This is a genomic window from Thiohalocapsa sp. (genome assembly GCF_019695415.1).
Classification (GTDB): domain Bacteria; phylum Pseudomonadota; class Gammaproteobacteria; order Chromatiales; family Chromatiaceae; genus Thiohalocapsa.
Genome location: NZ_JAIFKJ010000088.1, coordinates 1 through 15982, shown reverse-complemented (window position 1 = coordinate 15982; position 15982 = coordinate 1). Strand labels below are relative to the sequence as shown.

Here is a 15982-nt window from a genome sequence, read left to right as displayed (position 1 = left end):
TCTGGGTACGGCCGTTCGGGCGGCTGATTTACCTGATGCCGCCTTTCATCATCAGCTTAGAGCAGCTCACGCACCTCTGTACTGCCATCCGCGACGTGGTCACCGATCTTGCCCTGGACCGTATCCACCAAAGCTCTGACCAACATCGGTGACAGCATATTCATCTCGACTCCCGAATCCGTCATGGTGAGCGCGGACGCATGGGCGAGTCGCCAGCGCGCACATCAGCCTGGACTCAGGGCCCCTGGTGCCAAACGGAGTTGGTGGCGGCAACCTCAACCGGCACACTGAGTCGCCGCCACACCAATCCCCCACGATCAGGCACCCGAAGGGCTCGTTGGCGAAACTGGGTACCACTGAGCCGATTCGCCCGGAGATCGATTAGCCACTAGAGCAGTAAACGCCTGAGCAACGAAAAAGGGAAACCCTCATTGACACGTGACGAAAACCGTCAACTTCGGCCATACTGTTGCAGCCGCAAAGGCTCAGCAACAGCGCCGAGACGGATCCTTCCGTGAACCCAGAACGCGATTGCTCGCAAACGCAACTGGTTATGCCGGGAGACCAACGGGGCATCAGCTCATCCGTCGCCTGCTGTTCGCAGACTGGGACCATCAGGGCCTGGGGGCTAGGCTCTTGGAAGCCTCATTCACTGGGCTCACAGAGCCGAAACATGCGGCAGCCCGTTGGTCGACCGCTTCCAACTTGACTCTGGAGCAAAACCATGAAGAAACAGGAACACGGCTTCACGCTCATCGAACTGATGATCGTCGTCGCCATTATCGGCATTCTCGCTGCCATCGCCATCCCTTCCTATCTGGACTATACAGCCAAGGCTAGGATGTCCGAGGCGATCCTCGCCGCAAGCGTTGGTAAGACCGCAGTGGCAGAGACCTATCAGACGAACTCGTCATCTGCGCCGGAAGCTGGTAACTGGGGATTTGAAAGCGCCGAGGAAGCAGGACTCACGGGCATTGTCGAAGCCGTCGGAAGCGATGCAGACGGCGGCATCGTTGTAGCTATCGCGGATGAATCCGTGACCGGCGACAATACGGACTGGGAAATTGCCCTGGTACCCGCGGACTCAAGTGGGGAGGCGATGACCTGGGATGACGACGCTGGTAGTAATGTCAGTCAGTGGCTCTGCGGACCCAACAACGATTCGATTCCTGTGAAGTATCTGCCCGCATCTTGCCGGGAGACGGTCGGGGTTACAGCAGCATACGCCGCAGACGCTGCAGACGCTGACTAATTGATTGAGCGACTATGGTGGCGACGGTTATTGATAAGGACCCGAGGGTGAGGACCGCACGGCTTGGCCGAAGGAAGGCCGCTCCCTCGGGGCGGCAATCCGCCGTTGGCGCGGCGGTCGTTCCCTCATTGCGCCTTTTGGCTGTGTCGCTGTCGCCGCCAGACGTCGCTCACCCAGGTGCTGCGTGGCCTCCGCGGCAGACAGCTGTCGCTCCGTAAACGCGACGGAGATTACACGCCGCTGGGCTTGGGCTTGTCGCGCCCCGGCGGATCGCTCTGAACCGCTGGCCTCGCCTTTGGTTTCGGCCCCGGTTTTTTGCGTTTGAGCGTGCGGCCGAGGCGGATCTCCAAGGTCTGCAAAAAGCTATCCTGCCCCAGCGGCCGGCCGGTGCGCATGTGGGCGTGGAGCTGTGCAGCGAAGGGATCCTCGTCCGGTTCGGCAAGGATAACGTGCCACTGCTGGGCGCGGTCCAATAGGGGCTGCACCGCCACCAGCTCGTCATCGCGCCCTGCCAGGTGTGCCCGGGCGCTGGACCAAGGCCAGTCCTCCGCGCGCTCGCAGAGCCCCGCCCGCACCGGGTTGCGCTCGATATAACGGGCGGCCGAGATCAGGTGCTCCTCGTCCATGACGAAGGAATGGAAGCGCTCCTGCCAGAGGTGACCACGCCAATCGTTGCGGCTGTTGATGCGGCGGGTGTAGCGGCGATGCGTCTCCGCCACCGCGCAGCGCAGGCCGTCCTCGTGGTCCGGCACCAGGATCAGGTGTACGTGATTCGGCATCAGGCAGTAGGCCCAGATACGCGTACCACAGCCGGCGGCATGGGTGGCCATTAGATGGCGGTAGGCCCTGTAGTCGTCATCGTCGAAGAAGGTCTGCTGGCCGCGATTGCCGCGCTGCGTGATGTGATGCGGCAGGCCGGGAACGACGACCCTGGCGATTCTGGCCATGAGCTCTCGAATGGGTGGGCGGGTGCGGAAGATAAGTATACTGTCCCCTTTGGGCGGAAGCAATTTCGGGGACGGTAGACATGCCGGTGCAGAACGACGAAGTATCCCGCCACTGGTGTATCGCCAGGCCTCGCTGGCATGATGCTTGGACGAAATCGGCAGACAGAGGAGAAGACCTTGAGCCACCGCCTCGCCGACGAGCTCGGCCTCGACGACGGTCTGATCTACCTAAACCACGCCGCCATCGCTCCCTGGCCGAGGCGGACGGTGGCCGCCGTGCAGGGCTTCGCCGCCGGCTGCGGCAGCCGGGGCTCGCAGGACTATCCGCACTGGCAGGCGACGGAGCAACGGCTGCGGCTGCGCCTGGCCGAGCTCATCGGTGCTGCGGCGCCGGAGGATATCGCACTCGCCAAGAGCACGTCTGAGGCGTTGTCCTTTGTCGCCCAGGGCATCGACTGGCAGCCCGGCGACAACATCGTCGGCATCGAGCAGGAGTTCCCGTCCAACCGCATCGTTTGGGAGGCGCTCGGGGAGCAAGGCGTCGAGTACCGCCGGCTCGACCTCACGGGCAGCACCGATCCGGAAGCTGACCTGCTAGCCCTATGCGACCAGCGCACGCGGCTCTGCGCCGTAAGCTGGGTACAGTACGCCACCGGCCTGCGGCTGGATCTGGTCCGGCTCGGCGAAGGTCTACGCGAGCGCGGCGTGCTGTTTTGCGTCGACGGTATCCAGGGTCTCGGTGCCCTGCCCTTCAGCCTCGCCGACGTGCCGGCGGATTTTGTCGCTGCAGACGGGCACAAGTGGATGCTGGGGCCGGAGGGGCTGGCCCTGTTCTGGGTGCGCCCGACGCTGCGGGGGTCGTTGCGGCTTACCCAGCACGGCTGGCATATGGTGGAAGACATGGGCAACTTCGGCCGCAAGGACTGGCAGCCTGCCGCCAGCGCCCGACGCTTCGAGAGCGGCAGCCCGAACATGCTCGGCATCCATGCGCTTGATGCCAGTCTGTCCCTATTGCTTGAGGCGGGTCTGGATGCCGTCTCCAGCGCCATCGCCGAGCGCATTGCACGGCTGGTGGAGCTGGTGGACAGCCACGGTCTGGAGCTGCTGAGCCCTAGGATGCCCGCAAAGCGCGCCGGCATCGTCACCTTCCGCGTGCCAGAGGTGGATAATCAAATGCTGTATCGCGCGCTCATGCAGCGCGGGCTCATGTGCGCGAGCCGCGGCGGGGGCTTACGCTTCTCGCCGCATGCCTGGACACCACCGGAACAGCTCCAGCAGGCGATGGGGCTGACGCTCGACACGGCGGCCCTACTCCGTCCGAGCTGACCGATTCATGGCCTTCGGGCGCGCCGCGAGCCCCGTTACCACCACCATAGAGCAAGCGCACCCCAAGGCTGCGCCACCGTGAGGAGACCACACATGTTCGAGGCAACCAAGGTCGGGCGCTCCGTCAGCAAAGAGGCGTTCAAGGCTCAGCGCGACGAGCTCCGCACCGAGCTGCTGGAAGCCCAGCGACGGCTGCGGGAGAGCAACATTTCCGTCATCGTCATCGTCTCCGGTGTGGAGGCAGCCGGCAAGGGCGAGGTCGTCAACCGACTGAACGAGTGGCTGGACACCCGCGGCGTGCAGACCTTCGCCTTCTGGGAGATGAGCGACGAAGAGCGCGAGCGCCCACGCTACTGGCGCTTTTGGCGGGCGCTGCCGCCGCGCGGCGAGATCGGCATCCTGTTCGGGAGCTGGTACCTGGGCCCCATCGAACAGCGCTTCCAGGGCCATTGCGACGATGCCGCGCTGGATGCGGAGCTCGCGCGCATCGTGGACTTCGAGCGCATGCTGACGCAGGACGACGCGCTCATCGTCAAATTCTGGTTCCACCTGAGCGAGAAGGACCAGAAAAAGCGCTTAAAGGAACTCTCCCGCGACGACCGCAGCCGGTGGAAGATGCTGCCGGAAAAATCCAAATTCTCCGAGCAGTATCAGCTCTTCGAGCATGTGGCCGAGCGCGTCATCCGTCAGTCCGACCGCGGTATCGCCCCCTGGTACCTGGTGGAGGCGGAGGATACCCGCTACCGCGACCTCACCGTCGGCAAGACCCTGCTGCAAGCCATTCACGCCCGGCTCGGCCAACAGAAGGTGGTGACTGAGCCGGCCACACCGTCGGATCCGCTGCAGCTGCCGGATTCCGAGAGCGCCCAGGTAACGCTGCTCGACCAGCTGGACCTGAGCCAGTCGCTGGAGAAGGACGCTTACAAGGAGCAGCTCAAGCGGCTCCAGGCGGAGGTCAACGAGCTCGCCTGGACCGCTTACAAGAAGCGCCGCACCACGGTGCTGGTGTTCGAGGGCGTGGACGCCGGCGGCAAGGGCGGCGCCATCCGCCGCATCACCCAGGCCGTGGACGCCCGCCTATACCGCACCATTCCGGTGGCGGCCCCCACGGACGAGGAGAAGGCCCACCACTACCTGTGGCGCTTCTGGCGTCACATCCCCCGCGCCGGGCACATGATCATCTACGACCGCTCCTGGTACGGCCGGGTGCTGGTGGAGCGGGTCGAGGGCTTCGCCACCGAGGCGGAATGGCGCCGCGCCTACAGCGAAATCAACGACTTCGAGGAGCAGTTGGTGGAGAACGGCGCGATCCTAATGAAATTTTGGCTGCAGGTGAGCGACGAAGAGCAGCTCCAGCGCTTCAAGGACCGCGAGGACACGCCTTACAAGCGCTACAAGATCACCGATGAGGACTGGCGCAACCGCGAGAAGTGGCCGGAGTATAAGGCCGCCGTCAACGAGATGGTTGCCCGTACCAGCACCGAATACGCTCCCTGGACCCTGGTGGAAGGCGACGACAAGCTCTTCGCCCGCGTCAAGGTCCTGCAAACCGTCTGCGACGGCATGCGCGAGGGGCTCAAGAAAAAGCGGGGCGAGATCGGGACCGGTGTCGTACGGTGTGGGGATCTGCTGCGGGCGGAGGACGGCTGAGGGCGCCCCCAGGCAGGGCCGACATGAGGTGCCCAACGGCCGCGGTGCACGGCCGATGTGCAGGGGGTGGTGCCACAGTGCTGGCGCGGGACGTTCAAATCGACCAACTTGTTGTTAGTTGGACGCGATTACGGGTTCCCCGAATAGGCGAAAGTAATTCTCCGCCGTCAGTTCCGCGACGGCCTCGGCGCTCATGCCTCGCAGCTCGCCGATCTTCTCCGCGACGTGACGGACATACTTCGGCTCGTTCTTCTTGCCGCGGTGCGGGACAGGGGCGAGGTAGGGGGAGTCGGTCTCGATGAGCAGGCGCTCCAGCGGAACGCGGCGGGCGACCTCCCGCAGGGACTCGGCGCTCTTGAAGGTGACGATGCCGGAGAAGGAGATGTAGAAACCAAGCTCCAGGGCCTGCGCTGCCATGTCCCAGGTCTCGGTGAAGCAGTGCATGACGCCGCCGGCTTGATCGGCGCCGGCTTCGCGCATGATGGCGATGGTGTCGTCGCGCGCGTCGCGGGTGTGGATGATGAGTGGGCGCCGGCTCTGCCGGCCGGCGGCGATGTGCACGCGAAAGCGCTCACGCTGCCAGTCGAGGTCACCTTGGTTGTAGTGGTAGTCGAGGCCGGTTTCGCCGATGGCCACCGCGCCGGTGCTGTCTGCGAGCCGCACCAGCTCGTCCACGGTGGGCTCGCGGGTGTTCTGCTCGTTGGGATGCACGCCGACGGAAATGGACACATCCGGCTGGCCTGCGACCTTGGCGCGCATCGCGTCGAAGCCTTCGAGGTCGATGCAGACGCACAGCATGTGGCGCACACCGCTGTCGCGCGTGGCGTCCATGAGTTCCGCGAAGTGCCCGCCATAGGGCGTCAGGTCCACGCGGTCTAGGTGGCAATGAGAGTCGACGAGCATGACTTACATGGTGTGGGTGGGGCGCTCGGCTTCCAAACCGCCGTCGAGATACGCTTCAATCTTGCGGCGGGCGTCGCCCTTGTCCTGGTCACTGAATTGGATCCCGATACCGATCTGCCTGTTACCCTCCGCTCCCACTGGGGTGATCCAGACGACCGTGCCGGCCACCGGAATGCGCTCCTTCTCGTCCAGGAGTTGCAACAGCAGAAAGAGCTCGTCGCCGAGGCTGTAGGGGGTTGACGTGGGAATGAAGAGCCCGCCATTGCGCACATAGGGCATGTAGGCGGCGTGGAGGGCCTGCGTGTCCTTGATGGCTAAGCTTAGGATGCGCTGGCGGCCGCTTCGGGGTTCGGAGTCCATCAGGTAGAAACAGGCAGTCGGACGCCGGGTTGTGGGCTGCAGCAGATTGTCGGCCGGCGTGGCCCTTCTGTCAGTCGGGCTTCAACGCGTGGTCCGGGTGAGTGCCGCCCAGCGCAGCAGCAGGGATTCGAACAGCAACTGCTTGTTGACCGTCGACTTTGCCTCGGCACGTGCGGCGTACAGCTGCTGGAGGAAGCGGTGTGCCGCTGCCGGGCTGATCCCCGGGGCAATGGCTGCCAGCTGCCCGCGCCGGTCCGGATTGCTCAGGTGCGCGGCATCGGGGTCCACCTGGAGCCGCAGCTGATCGCTCACCCATCCCGTCAGCCAGCCCAATACTAGCCCCGGCTCCAGCGACTGCCAAGCCTTGGCGACGGCCAGCGGGTCTACCCTACCCTGGCTCAGCTGCAGGAAGGCATCGAGGCACCGGTCTCGGCCACCGAGATCGGCCTCGGACGCCAGCGCCAGGGCGCGTAACGGTGCGCCATGGGCGAGGGTGAGCAGACGCTCGGCATCGGCACCGTCGGCCCCGCTCTCGCCCAGCTTGCCTTGCAACCACGCCAGCGCCGATGCTGCGGGCGGCACGGACTGCGCCAGATGCTGGCAGCGACTTCGGACGGTGGCCGGCAGGTTGCCCGGCGTCTCGGCCACCAACAGCCATAGGGTTGCGGACGCCGGCTCCTCCAAGGTCTTGAGCAGGCTGTTGGCCGCCACGTTGTTCATGGCATCCGCAGGCGCGATGCGGTAGACGGAACGCCGGCCACGGCTGGAGGTCATGGTCTGGCTGCCGCAGAGGGCACGCACCTGGTCCACCTTGATTTCGCCGGTTTTGGTGTCCGCATCGGGCGCCAGACGGGTGAGGTCCGGATGGCTGCCCGCGGCGAGGAGGTGACATTCATCGCAGTGGCCGCAGGGCAGGCCGTCCGCCTTGGGCTCGGCGCAGAGGAGCGCCGCGCCGATCAAGTCCGCAAAGCGGCGTTTGCCGATGCCCACCGGGCCATGGAGGAGGAGCGCATGGCCCAGACGGTCCGCTCCCAGTGCGGATTGCACAGCCTTCCACTGGGCCTGCTGCCAGGGCAGCGGCGACAGCGGGACCGGATCTGACAGGATCATCCGCCGGCACCCTGCCCTGCCTGCGCCCGCACCAAATGGGCGCGGACGGCGGCGACGCTATCGGCCGCAACGGCTTCGGGCTCGCGCCCGGCATCGATGGTGAGCATCCGCGCGGGCTCGAGGGCGGCGCGGGCAAGGTAGGCCTCACGCACGCGCTCGAAGAACTGGACCTGTTCGGATTCGAAGCGGTCCGGCGCGGAGCGTCCACGTGCGCGGGCGAGACCGACCTCCGCCGGCAGGTCGAACAGTAGGGTGAGGTCTGGGCGGTGATCCCTCTGCACCAGTTGCTCAAGCGTTGCGATGTGTTCCACGGGCAGGCCGCGGCCACCACCCTGGTAGGCGTAAGTGGCGTCGGTGAACCGGTCGCAAACGACCCAGGTCCCGGCGCCCAGGGCCGGAAGGATGCGTCGATGCAGGTGCTCGGCGCGCGCCGCGAACATGAGCAGCAGCTCGGTGTCGGCGTGCATACCGACATTCGCCGGGTCCAGCAGGAGCGTGCGGATGCGCTCGGCGATGTCTGAGCCGCCAGGCTCGCGGGTGACGATGACTTGGAGTCCGGCCTCGCGCAGGCAGCCGGCCACGACGTCGCGCTGGGTCGTCTTGCCGGCGCCTTCGATACCCTCGAGGGTGATGAAATGGCCGCGCATGAGGCTGGCGGTGCGGGTGCGTATCGGAGTCGGCGCCCACGCCCCGTCAGGCGTCGGTGGCGGCCGTCTCAGGCTCGTCGTCCGGTACCTCAGCGGCGTCCCCGACTTCGTCGTCGCGCAGGTCCGCACAGGGCTGGTTCAGCTGATAGTGCCGTACAGCGCAATTGTGCTCGTCGAGGGTGGCGGAGAAATAATGGCTGCCGTCGCCGCGGGCGACGAAGAAGAGCTCGTCACCGTCCGCCGGGTGCAATACGGCGTGGATGGCCTCGCGTCCGGGGAGTGCAATTGGCGTCGGCGGCAGGGCCGGGATGACATAGGTGTTGTACGGCGTCTCCCGGCGAAGATGCTCGCGGGTGATGTCACCGTCGAACTCATCTCCGAGTCCATAAATGACCGTCGGGTCGGTTTGGAGCTTCATACCCTGCTCGAGCCGGCGAGTGAAGACGCCAGCGATGCGCGGGCGCTCGCCGGCTTTGCCGGTTTCTTTCTCGACGATGGAGGCGAGGATGAGGGCCTCGTAGGGGGTCTCCACGGGCAGATCGTCGCTGCGCTCGGCCCATTCCTCTTTCAGCACTGTGCGCATGCGCTCGTGGGCTCGGGTCAGGATCTCGACATCACTGGTGTCACGCGCGAACAGATAGGTATCCGGAAACAGCCAGCCCTCCGGGTGCTCGGCATCGATGCCCAGACGAGCCGCGAGCTCAGCGTCGGACAGCCCATCGAGCTGTATGTGGAACACGCCTACCTCGCCGATGGCCGCAAGGGCCTCGCGAAAGGTCATGCCAGGGACAAAGGTCACGGGGAACTGGATCGACTTGCCGCTGGTTAGCAGCGCCAGCACCTGTTGCGGCGTCATGCCGGCCTCGATGGCGTACTCACCGGCCTTGAGGGCGTTCTGCTGCTCGGTCTCGTAGGCGTGCATGGTGAATAGGAAACGGCTCGGGATCCAGCCGCGATCGGCGAGGTCGTGGGCCACGCCGCGAATGGTGGCGCCCTCGCGCACACGGTAGACCACCTGTTCCTGGTCCAGCGTTACGGGCGCCGCGAGGAAGTCTTGGTAAAGGGTCCAGCCGCCCCAGGCGGCGGCGCCGCCGGCGATGACCAGCACCAGCAATGTAGAAAGAATGGTCTTCACGGATGAGTCTCCGGTTCGAGCGCGATCTGCCGCACCCGTTCAATCAGCTCCGTCGGCAGTGCCTCGGTGCTGTACCCATGAGCCTGGAGCGAGGCCACCGGGACGACGCCGAGTAAGGCATTGCTGATCAGCAGCCCCCGTGCCGCGAACAGATCGGCCGGTCGCAGTACCCGCTCGGCGAACGGAATGCCAAGGTCCTGGGCGCAATCCTGCATGACGCTGCGCACGGTGCCGGCGACCCCGCACCGGGTAAGCGGCGGCGTGGCAATGCCGGCATCATCCAGCGCATAGATATTGGACATAGTGCCGCAGATTACGTGGCCCTGTGCGTTGCACATGAGCCCATCCAGCGTTCGCGGGTCCGACCACTCGGCCCGCGCCAGCACCTGCTCCAGCCGATTGAGGTGCTTGATGCCTGCAAGGCGTGCATTTTCCCCAAGCCGCGTCGCACAAAGTGTCAGCCGAACGCCGGCTTCTGCCCTATTCGTCGTTGTCGGGAGGCCAGCAGCGAAGGACAGGATGCGTCTCGGCCTCGGCGCCGCCGGCGGGGCATAGCCCCGTGGCCCGCTACCGCGGGTGATCGTCAGCTTGAGCACGCCGTCCGTCGCGGCAGCTCGCGCAAGCAGATCATCACGCTCCGCGGCGAGTAGCTCCGGGTTCGGCTTGGGGATACCGAGACGCTCACACCCGGCTGCCAGTCGCGCCAGGTGACGGCCCCAAAGGCAAGATTGACCCCGGCGGACCGCGATCGTTTCGAACAGCCCATCGCCGTACTGGAGTCCCCGGTCGCTGACCGGCAGGCAGTCATCAGGGCGACCATCGATAAGCGTCACGCGTTCGGCCATGGTGCTCAGGCACCTGCGCCGGACCGTGCGTCGCCGGTCGCTACACGCGTTTGAAGATGAGCGTGCCGTTGGTACCGCCGAAACCAAAGGAATTGCTGAGCGCATGCTCGATGCGCATTGGCCGCGCCTGGTTCGGCACGTAGTCCAGGTCGCACTCTGGGTCCGGCGTCTGATAGTTAATGGTGGGCGGTGCCACCTGATCGCGGATCGCCAGCACACTGAAAATGGCCTCTGCCCCACCGGCGGCGCCCAGCATGTGTCCGGTCATGGATTTGGTGGAGCTGACCGCCAACTTGTAGGCGTGATCACCAAAGGCGAGCTTGATGCCTTTGGTCTCGGCGATGTCGCCTGCAGGGGTGGAGGTGCCGTGGGCGTTGATATAGTCGATCGCGTCTGGCCCAATGCCGGCATCCGCCATGGCGAGCCGCATGCAGTCCGCCGCGCCGGCGCCGTCTTCGGACGGCGCCGTCATGTGATAGGCATCGGAATTCATGCCGATTCCGACAATCTCTGCGAGGATAGGGGCGCCGCGCGCCGCAGCGCGTTCGTATTCCTCCAGCACCATGACACCTGCCCCATCGCTCAGCACGAAGCCGTCGCGATCTTTGTCGAAGGGTCGGCTCGCGCCTTCGGGGTCATCGTTGCGGGTGGACAGCGCCCGGGCGGCCGCAAAGCCACCGAGTCCTACCGGCGAAGTGGCCATCTCGGCACCGCCGGCGAGCATGGCGTCGACAACGCCGTGCCGGATCATGTACGCGGCCTCGCCGATGTTATGGGTCGCCGTGCTGCAAGCGGAGACGATAGAGAAATTTGGCCCCTTCAGCCCATACTTAATGGACAGATCACCGGCGACCATGTTGACGATGTTGGCCGGGACGAAGAAGGGCGAGATCTTGCGCGGCCCGCCGGCAGCGTAGGCGGCGTAATTGTTCTCGATGCCCGTGATCCCGCCGATGCCGGAGCCGATGGCCACGCCGATGCGCTTGCGGGTCTCGTCGTTGATGGGCAGCCCTGATGCTTCGATGGCCTGGATACCCGCGGCCATGCCGTAATGGATGAAGGCATCCATTTTTCGAGCATCCTTTTTCGAGATGTACTGCGTCACATCGAACCCGTAAATTGGGCCGCCGAAGCGCGTGCTGAAGGGCTCGACGTCGAAATGTGTGATGGGCTGGATACCGCTGCGTCCTGCCAGGATATTCTCCCAGGCGGAGGGGATGTCCAGTCCGACGGGCGCCACGATGCCGACGCCCGTGACGACGACCCTTCTACCGCTCATGCTTCACCTCGCAAAGACCTGTCGAGGGTGACTCACACCTCCGACACCGCCTGCTCTGCCCTGACGCTCTACGCCCCGGGCCGGCGGCGCGTGCCGACGTATCCATTGGCCAAAGCCCGGCGGGAGCCCCACCAGGGAAAGCTGACCCATGCTCAGTTCAGGTGCTCGTTGATGTAGTCGATGGCCTGCTTCACCGTGGTGATGTTCTCGGCGTCTTCGTCCGGGATTTCGGTGTCGAACTCCTCCTCGAGGGCCATCACCAGCTCGACCGTGTCCAGGGAATCCGCACCGAGGTCATCGACGAAGGAGGCCTCCAGCGTGACCTCTTCTTCTTTGACGCCGAGTTGCTCGACGACGATCTTCGTGACTCGATCTTGAACGCTGCTCATCTGTTGATTCCTCGTGCCCTGTCTGGCTTAACGTGTGTGGGCCGCGTGGCCACGCGACCGCAGTATTTTAGTGACAAATCGGTGCCGATAAAAGCTCGAAAGGGAATTAAGAATTTTCTTCAAGCTTCTGAAGGAATCCCACTTTTATCAGCGGGTCTCACGCCATATACATGCCGCCGTTGACATGCAGGGTCTCGCCTGTGATGTACCCCGCCCCCGGTGATGCGAGGAATACCACCGCCGCGGCCACCTCTTCCGCGGCGCCAAGGCGGTTCAGCGGAATGGACGCCAGCAGCGCATCGCGCTGCGCATCGGCCAGAGCGCGGGTCATGTCCGTGTCGATGAACCCGGGCGCCACGCAATTGGCGGTGATCCCGCGAGCGCCCACCTCCCGCGCTAGGGATTTGGTGAAGCCGATCATGCCCGCCTTGGCTGCGGCGTAATTGGCTTGGCCGGCGTTGCCCGTGGCGGCCACCACCGAGGCGATGTTGATGATGCGTCCCTTTCGTGCCTTGGTCATTGGCCTGAGACAAGCCTTGGTGAGCCGATAGACCGAGGTCAGGTTGGTGCTGATGATGGCGTCCCAGTCCGCCTCCGGCATGCGCATCAGGAGTCCGTCGCGGGTGATGCCCGCGTTGTTCACCAAAACGCTTGGAGCGGCGTCGAAGGCCTCGGTCACCTGCGCGAGGCAGGCGTCAACGGAAGCAGGGTCGGTCACATCGAGCCGGACGCCGAGTACCCTGCGGCCGTCCGCCGCCAGCTCGTCGCGGATCCGCGCGGCACCGCCCTCGGTCGTGGCCGTTCCGGCCACAGCGGCGCCCTCTGCCAGCAGGGCCGCGGCGATGGCGCGGCCGATGCCGCGACTCGCCCCCGTCACCAATGCCACTTCACCGTCAAGCATCCGCCGTCACCTCCAGTGCATGGTCGAGCCCCGCCGGATCGAGCACGGGCAGGATCCTGATCGTCTTGTCGATGCGCTTGCCAAGCCCCGTTAAGACTTTACCGGGACCAGCCTCCAGCGCCGTGGTGATACCCATGCCGCGGAGCGCTTGGACGGTTTCCACCCAGCGCACCGGGCTGTAGATCTGCCTCGCCAGCAGTGTGCGGAGTTCCTGCACGTCTGCCGCCGTCGCCGCCGAGGCGTTATGCAGGAGTGGCACCGCGGGTAGACGCAAGGGCGTCGTCGCGAGCCGCTCGGCCAACTGCGCCGCGCTGTCCTGCATCAGCGCGCAGTGGGAGGGCACGCTCACCGCAAGTACGACCGCCCGCTTGGCGCCCGCGGCCTTGGCCGCCGCGGCGCCCCGCTCTACCGCGGCCTTATGACCGGCGATCACCACCTGGCCGGGCGCGTTGAAGTTCACGGGCTCGAGGACTTCGGTGCCGGCCTGCTCGGCGCAGACGGCGCGGACGCGGTCATCGTCGAGGCCGAGGATTGCCGCCATGGCACCCGTGCCCGCAGGCACCGCGTGCTGCATCAAGCGCGCCCGCTCGGCCACCAGGCCGACGGCATCCGAGAAGTCCAGCGCTCCGGCGCACACCAACGCGCTGTACTCGCCGAGGCTGTGCCCGGCAACAGCCGCCGGGACCGGGCCGCCGCGCGCCTGCCAGCAGCGCCAGACGGCGACACCGGCGCAGAGCATGGCTGGCTGCGTGATCTCGGTGCGATTCAACTCCTCCGCTGGACCCTCGGCAGCGATGGCCCAGAGATCGCGGCCAAGTACCTCGGATGCCTCGGCAAAGGTTGCGTGTACCTCAGCATGGACATCCGCCAAGTCCGCGAGCATGCCGACGGACTGGGATCCTTGGCCGGGGAAGAGTATGGCGAGGGTCGCTGCTGTCATACGCGAAGCGCGTGTTGCTGAGGGGTGGTCACGAGTCCGGCCGGCGAAGGTCAGTAGCGCAGCAGCACCGAGCCCCAGGTGAAGCCGCCACCGAAGGCCTCCATCAAGATCGTCTGGCCGCGCTGGATACGTCCGTCCCGCACGGCTTCATCGAAGGCCAGCGGCACGGACGCGGCAGACGTGTTGCCATGTCGGTCGACGGTGACGACGACCTGATCCATGGGCAGATCCAGCTTGCGGGCGGTGGCCTGGATGATGCGGAGATTTGCCTGATGCGGCACCAGCCAGTCGATGTCGGCGCGGCTCATGGCGTTGGCGCCCAACGTCTCGTCGACGATGCGACCGAGTGTGGTGACGGCCACCCGGAACACCTCATTGCCCTTCATTTCCATGTAGGGTGAGCCGTGGCTGCCGTTGCCGACGCCCGCGGGTACCTGCAGCAGCTCTCGATGGGCGCCGTCGGCGTGCAGGTGCGAAGAAATGATGCCGGGCGCATCAGCGGCACCGAGCACCACGGCGCCGGCGCCGTCACCGAAGAGCACGCAGGTGCCGCGATCCGTCCAGTCTATGATGCGGGAGATTGTCTCCGCCCCCACCACCAGTGCCTTGTGGGCGGCACCGGTACGGATGAATTTGTCGGCAACACCCAGTGCATAGATGAAGCCGGTGCAGACGGCCTGGATATCGAAGGCTGCACAGCCCCGAACCCCGAGGCGATGCTGCAGCAGACAAGCATTGCTCGGGAAGATCTGGTCCGGGGTGGTGGTCGCGACGATAATGAGGTCAATGTCTTCCGGGTCGACCTCGGCGGCCTCGATCGCGCGGCGGGCGGCACCCTCGGCCAGGTCGCCACAAGTCTCACCGTCGGCGGCAATGCGCCGCTCGGCGATACCAGTGCGCTCGCGAATCCAGGCATCGGTGGTATCGACCATGCGCTCGAGGTCCTGATTCGTCAGAACCTTCTCCGGCAGGTAACCGCCGGTGCCGAGGATGCGGGCGTAGGCCGTCATGCGCTCGCCCGCACCGGCGCCGGGGTGAGGTGGGCCCCTACCTCGTGCTCGATCCGCGCGATGACCCGCGCGTTGATCTCGTGCTTTGCGATGTGGATTGCGTTCTCGAATGCCTTGGCGTCGGCGCCGCCGTGGCTCTTGACAACGATGCCGCGCAGGCCCAGCAGGCTCGCGCCGTTATAGCGTCTCGGATCGGCCTCTTCCTTGAAAGCCTTCAGCGTAGGCAGAGCCAGAAGCCCGGCCAGCCGGGACCAGAGGTTCCTCTGGAAGTGGCTGCGCAGCATATGGGACACCAGCTTGGCGACACCCTCGCTGGATTTGAGGGCGACATTGCCGACGAAGCCGTCGGCCACGACCACGTCGACGGACCCCATGAAGATATCGTCACCTTCGACGTAACCCGCGTAATTGAGGTCGGACGCGGAGATCAGCTCGTGCGCGCGGCGCACCTGGTCATTGCCCTTGATCTCTTCCTGGCCAATATTCAACAGCCCTACCTGGGGCCGCTCGACACCTGTGACCGCCTTCACCAGCTCGCTGCCCATCACTGCGAACTGGAAGAGATGCTCGGCCGTGCAGTCGACATTGGCGCCGAGGTCCAGCATGTGCGTGCTGCCCTGCACCGAGGGCATGGCGCTGATAATCGCCGGCCGGTCCACGTTCGGCAGGGTTTTCAGCACGAAGCGGGCGGTGGCCATGAGGGCACCAGTGTTGCCGGCGCTGACGCAGGCGTCTGCCTGACCAGCCTTCACAAGATCGATGGCGACCCGCATGGACGAGTCTTTCTTGCCGCGCAGGGCTTTGGATGGCAGCTCGTCCATGCCGACCGTCTGGCTCGCGTGGTGGATACGGATGCGCTCGTCTTGATCAGGCGCCCGCGTCGCTGCGTCCTGGTCGGCTGCGAGCAGCGACTGGATGACCTCGCGCTGCCCGACGAGAATCAGGTCGACGTCCGGCACCTTGGCGAGAAACGCCCGTGCCGCGGCCACCACCACCTCGGCGCCGTGATCGCCGCCCATGGCGTCCAGCGCGATGACGGGACGTCGGCTCAAAGTCGGTCCCTCGAGGGCTCGCAGTCGATCGGCGGAGGGCTCAGTCCGACCGGTCCACGACCTTGCGGCCGCGGTAGAACCCGTCCGGCGTGACGTGATGACGGCGATGGATCTCACCGGTGGTAGGATCTTCCGACAGGGTCGGCTTGCTCAGTGCGTCATGGGAGCGGCGCATGCCGCGCTTGGACGGGGTCTTGCGGTTCTGTTGGACGGCCATGAAGGGTCTCCGTGGTCCT

17 protein-coding genes are annotated in these 15982 nt (G+C 65.6%); 3 read left to right on the top strand and 14 right to left on the bottom strand.

Going from position 1 to position 15982, the window contains the following annotated elements; genetic code table 11:
• The first annotated feature begins 724 nt into the window (after positions 1 to 724).
• Positions 725 to 1252, top strand: a complete 528-nt coding sequence (locus I6U14_RS01620) for a pilin (protein ID WP_296896336.1) — start codon at positions 725 to 727, stop codon at positions 1250 to 1252.
• Between the two features lie 230 nt (positions 1253 to 1482).
• Here I6U14_RS01620 and I6U14_RS01615 read toward each other — a convergent pair whose 3' ends face one another.
• Complete coding sequence (locus I6U14_RS01615) at positions 1483 to 2199, bottom strand: transposase (RefSeq protein ID WP_296896335.1); 717 nt, start codon at positions 2197 to 2199, stop codon at positions 1483 to 1485.
• A gap of 177 nt (positions 2200 to 2376) precedes the next feature.
• Between I6U14_RS01615 and I6U14_RS01610 the strand changes: the two genes are divergently transcribed.
• Together I6U14_RS01610 and pap are read left to right on the top strand one after the other, a co-directional pair.
• Positions 2377 to 3525, top strand: coding sequence for an aminotransferase class V-fold PLP-dependent enzyme (locus tag I6U14_RS01610; RefSeq protein ID WP_296896334.1), 1149 nt, complete (start codon positions 2377 to 2379; stop codon positions 3523 to 3525).
• A gap of 93 nt (positions 3526 to 3618) precedes the next feature.
• Positions 3619 to 5175 (top strand): polyphosphate:AMP phosphotransferase, encoded by a 1557-nt coding sequence (gene pap / locus I6U14_RS01605; protein WP_296896332.1) that lies wholly within the window; start codon positions 3619 to 3621, stop codon positions 5173 to 5175.
• A 114-nt stretch (positions 5176 to 5289) separates the two neighbouring features.
• On the opposite strand, the gene I6U14_RS01600 is transcribed toward pap, so the two are convergent.
• From I6U14_RS01600 to rpmF, 13 genes are all read right to left on the bottom strand, one after another.
• Positions 5290 to 6078 carry a TatD family hydrolase gene (locus I6U14_RS01600; protein WP_296896331.1) on the bottom strand — a complete coding sequence of 263 codons (789 nt, stop codon included), beginning with the start codon at positions 6076 to 6078 and terminating at the stop codon, positions 5290 to 5292.
• A gap of 3 nt (positions 6079 to 6081) precedes the next feature.
• Positions 6082 to 6438: a PilZ domain-containing protein gene (locus tag I6U14_RS01595; protein ID WP_296896329.1), complete on the bottom strand. Its 357-nt coding sequence runs from the start codon at positions 6436 to 6438 to the stop codon at positions 6082 to 6084.
• Between the two features lie 81 nt (positions 6439 to 6519).
• A complete protein-coding gene (locus tag I6U14_RS01590) occupies positions 6520 to 7548 on the bottom strand; it encodes a DNA polymerase III subunit delta' (RefSeq protein WP_296896328.1) in 1029 nt (342 codons plus the stop codon).
• Complete coding sequence (gene tmk, locus I6U14_RS01585; protein ID WP_296896327.1) at positions 7545 to 8195, bottom strand: dTMP kinase; 651 nt, start codon at positions 8193 to 8195, stop codon at positions 7545 to 7547. Before tmk ends, I6U14_RS01590 begins: the two co-directional genes overlap by 4 nt.
• A 46-nt stretch (positions 8196 to 8241) precedes the next feature.
• Positions 8242 to 9330: an endolytic transglycosylase MltG gene (gene mltG / locus I6U14_RS01580; RefSeq protein ID WP_296896326.1), complete on the bottom strand. Its 1089-nt coding sequence runs from the start codon at positions 9328 to 9330 to the stop codon at positions 8242 to 8244.
• The gene (gene pabC / locus I6U14_RS01575; RefSeq protein WP_296896324.1) at positions 9327 to 10175 is read right to left on the bottom strand and encodes an aminodeoxychorismate lyase; all 849 of its coding nucleotides are present in this window, start codon (positions 10173 to 10175) and stop codon (positions 9327 to 9329) included. Before pabC ends, mltG begins: the two co-directional genes overlap by 4 nt.
• A 40-nt stretch (positions 10176 to 10215) precedes the next feature.
• On the bottom strand, positions 10216 to 11454 hold the full coding sequence (gene fabF / locus I6U14_RS01570) for a beta-ketoacyl-ACP synthase II (protein ID WP_296896322.1): 1239 nt from the start codon (positions 11452 to 11454) through the stop codon (positions 10216 to 10218).
• Positions 11455 to 11606: 152 nt separating this feature from the next.
• Positions 11607 to 11843 (bottom strand): acyl carrier protein, encoded by a 237-nt coding sequence (gene acpP, locus I6U14_RS01565; RefSeq protein WP_296896321.1) that lies wholly within the window; start codon positions 11841 to 11843, stop codon positions 11607 to 11609.
• A 157-nt stretch (positions 11844 to 12000) separates the two neighbouring features.
• Positions 12001 to 12744 carry a 3-oxoacyl-ACP reductase FabG gene (fabG, locus tag I6U14_RS01560; RefSeq protein WP_296896319.1) on the bottom strand — a complete coding sequence of 248 codons (744 nt, stop codon included), beginning with the start codon at positions 12742 to 12744 and terminating at the stop codon, positions 12001 to 12003.
• Entirely contained in the window at positions 12737 to 13684 is a 948-nt protein-coding gene (gene fabD, locus I6U14_RS01555; RefSeq protein ID WP_296896317.1) for an ACP S-malonyltransferase, read from the bottom strand. Before fabD ends, fabG begins: the two co-directional genes overlap by 8 nt.
• A gap of 50 nt (positions 13685 to 13734) precedes the next feature.
• The gene (locus I6U14_RS01550; RefSeq protein WP_296896315.1) at positions 13735 to 14694 is read right to left on the bottom strand and encodes a beta-ketoacyl-ACP synthase III; all 960 of its coding nucleotides are present in this window, start codon (positions 14692 to 14694) and stop codon (positions 13735 to 13737) included.
• Positions 14691 to 15746 (bottom strand): phosphate acyltransferase PlsX, encoded by a 1056-nt coding sequence (gene plsX / locus I6U14_RS01545; RefSeq protein WP_296896312.1) that lies wholly within the window; start codon positions 15744 to 15746, stop codon positions 14691 to 14693. The genes I6U14_RS01550 and plsX overlap by 4 nt, the downstream gene beginning before the upstream one ends.
• Positions 15747 to 15786: 40 nt before the next feature.
• The gene (rpmF, locus tag I6U14_RS01540; RefSeq protein WP_296896337.1) at positions 15787 to 15963 is read right to left on the bottom strand and encodes a 50S ribosomal protein L32; all 177 of its coding nucleotides are present in this window, start codon (positions 15961 to 15963) and stop codon (positions 15787 to 15789) included.
• Positions 15964 to 15982: the final 19 nt, after the last annotated feature.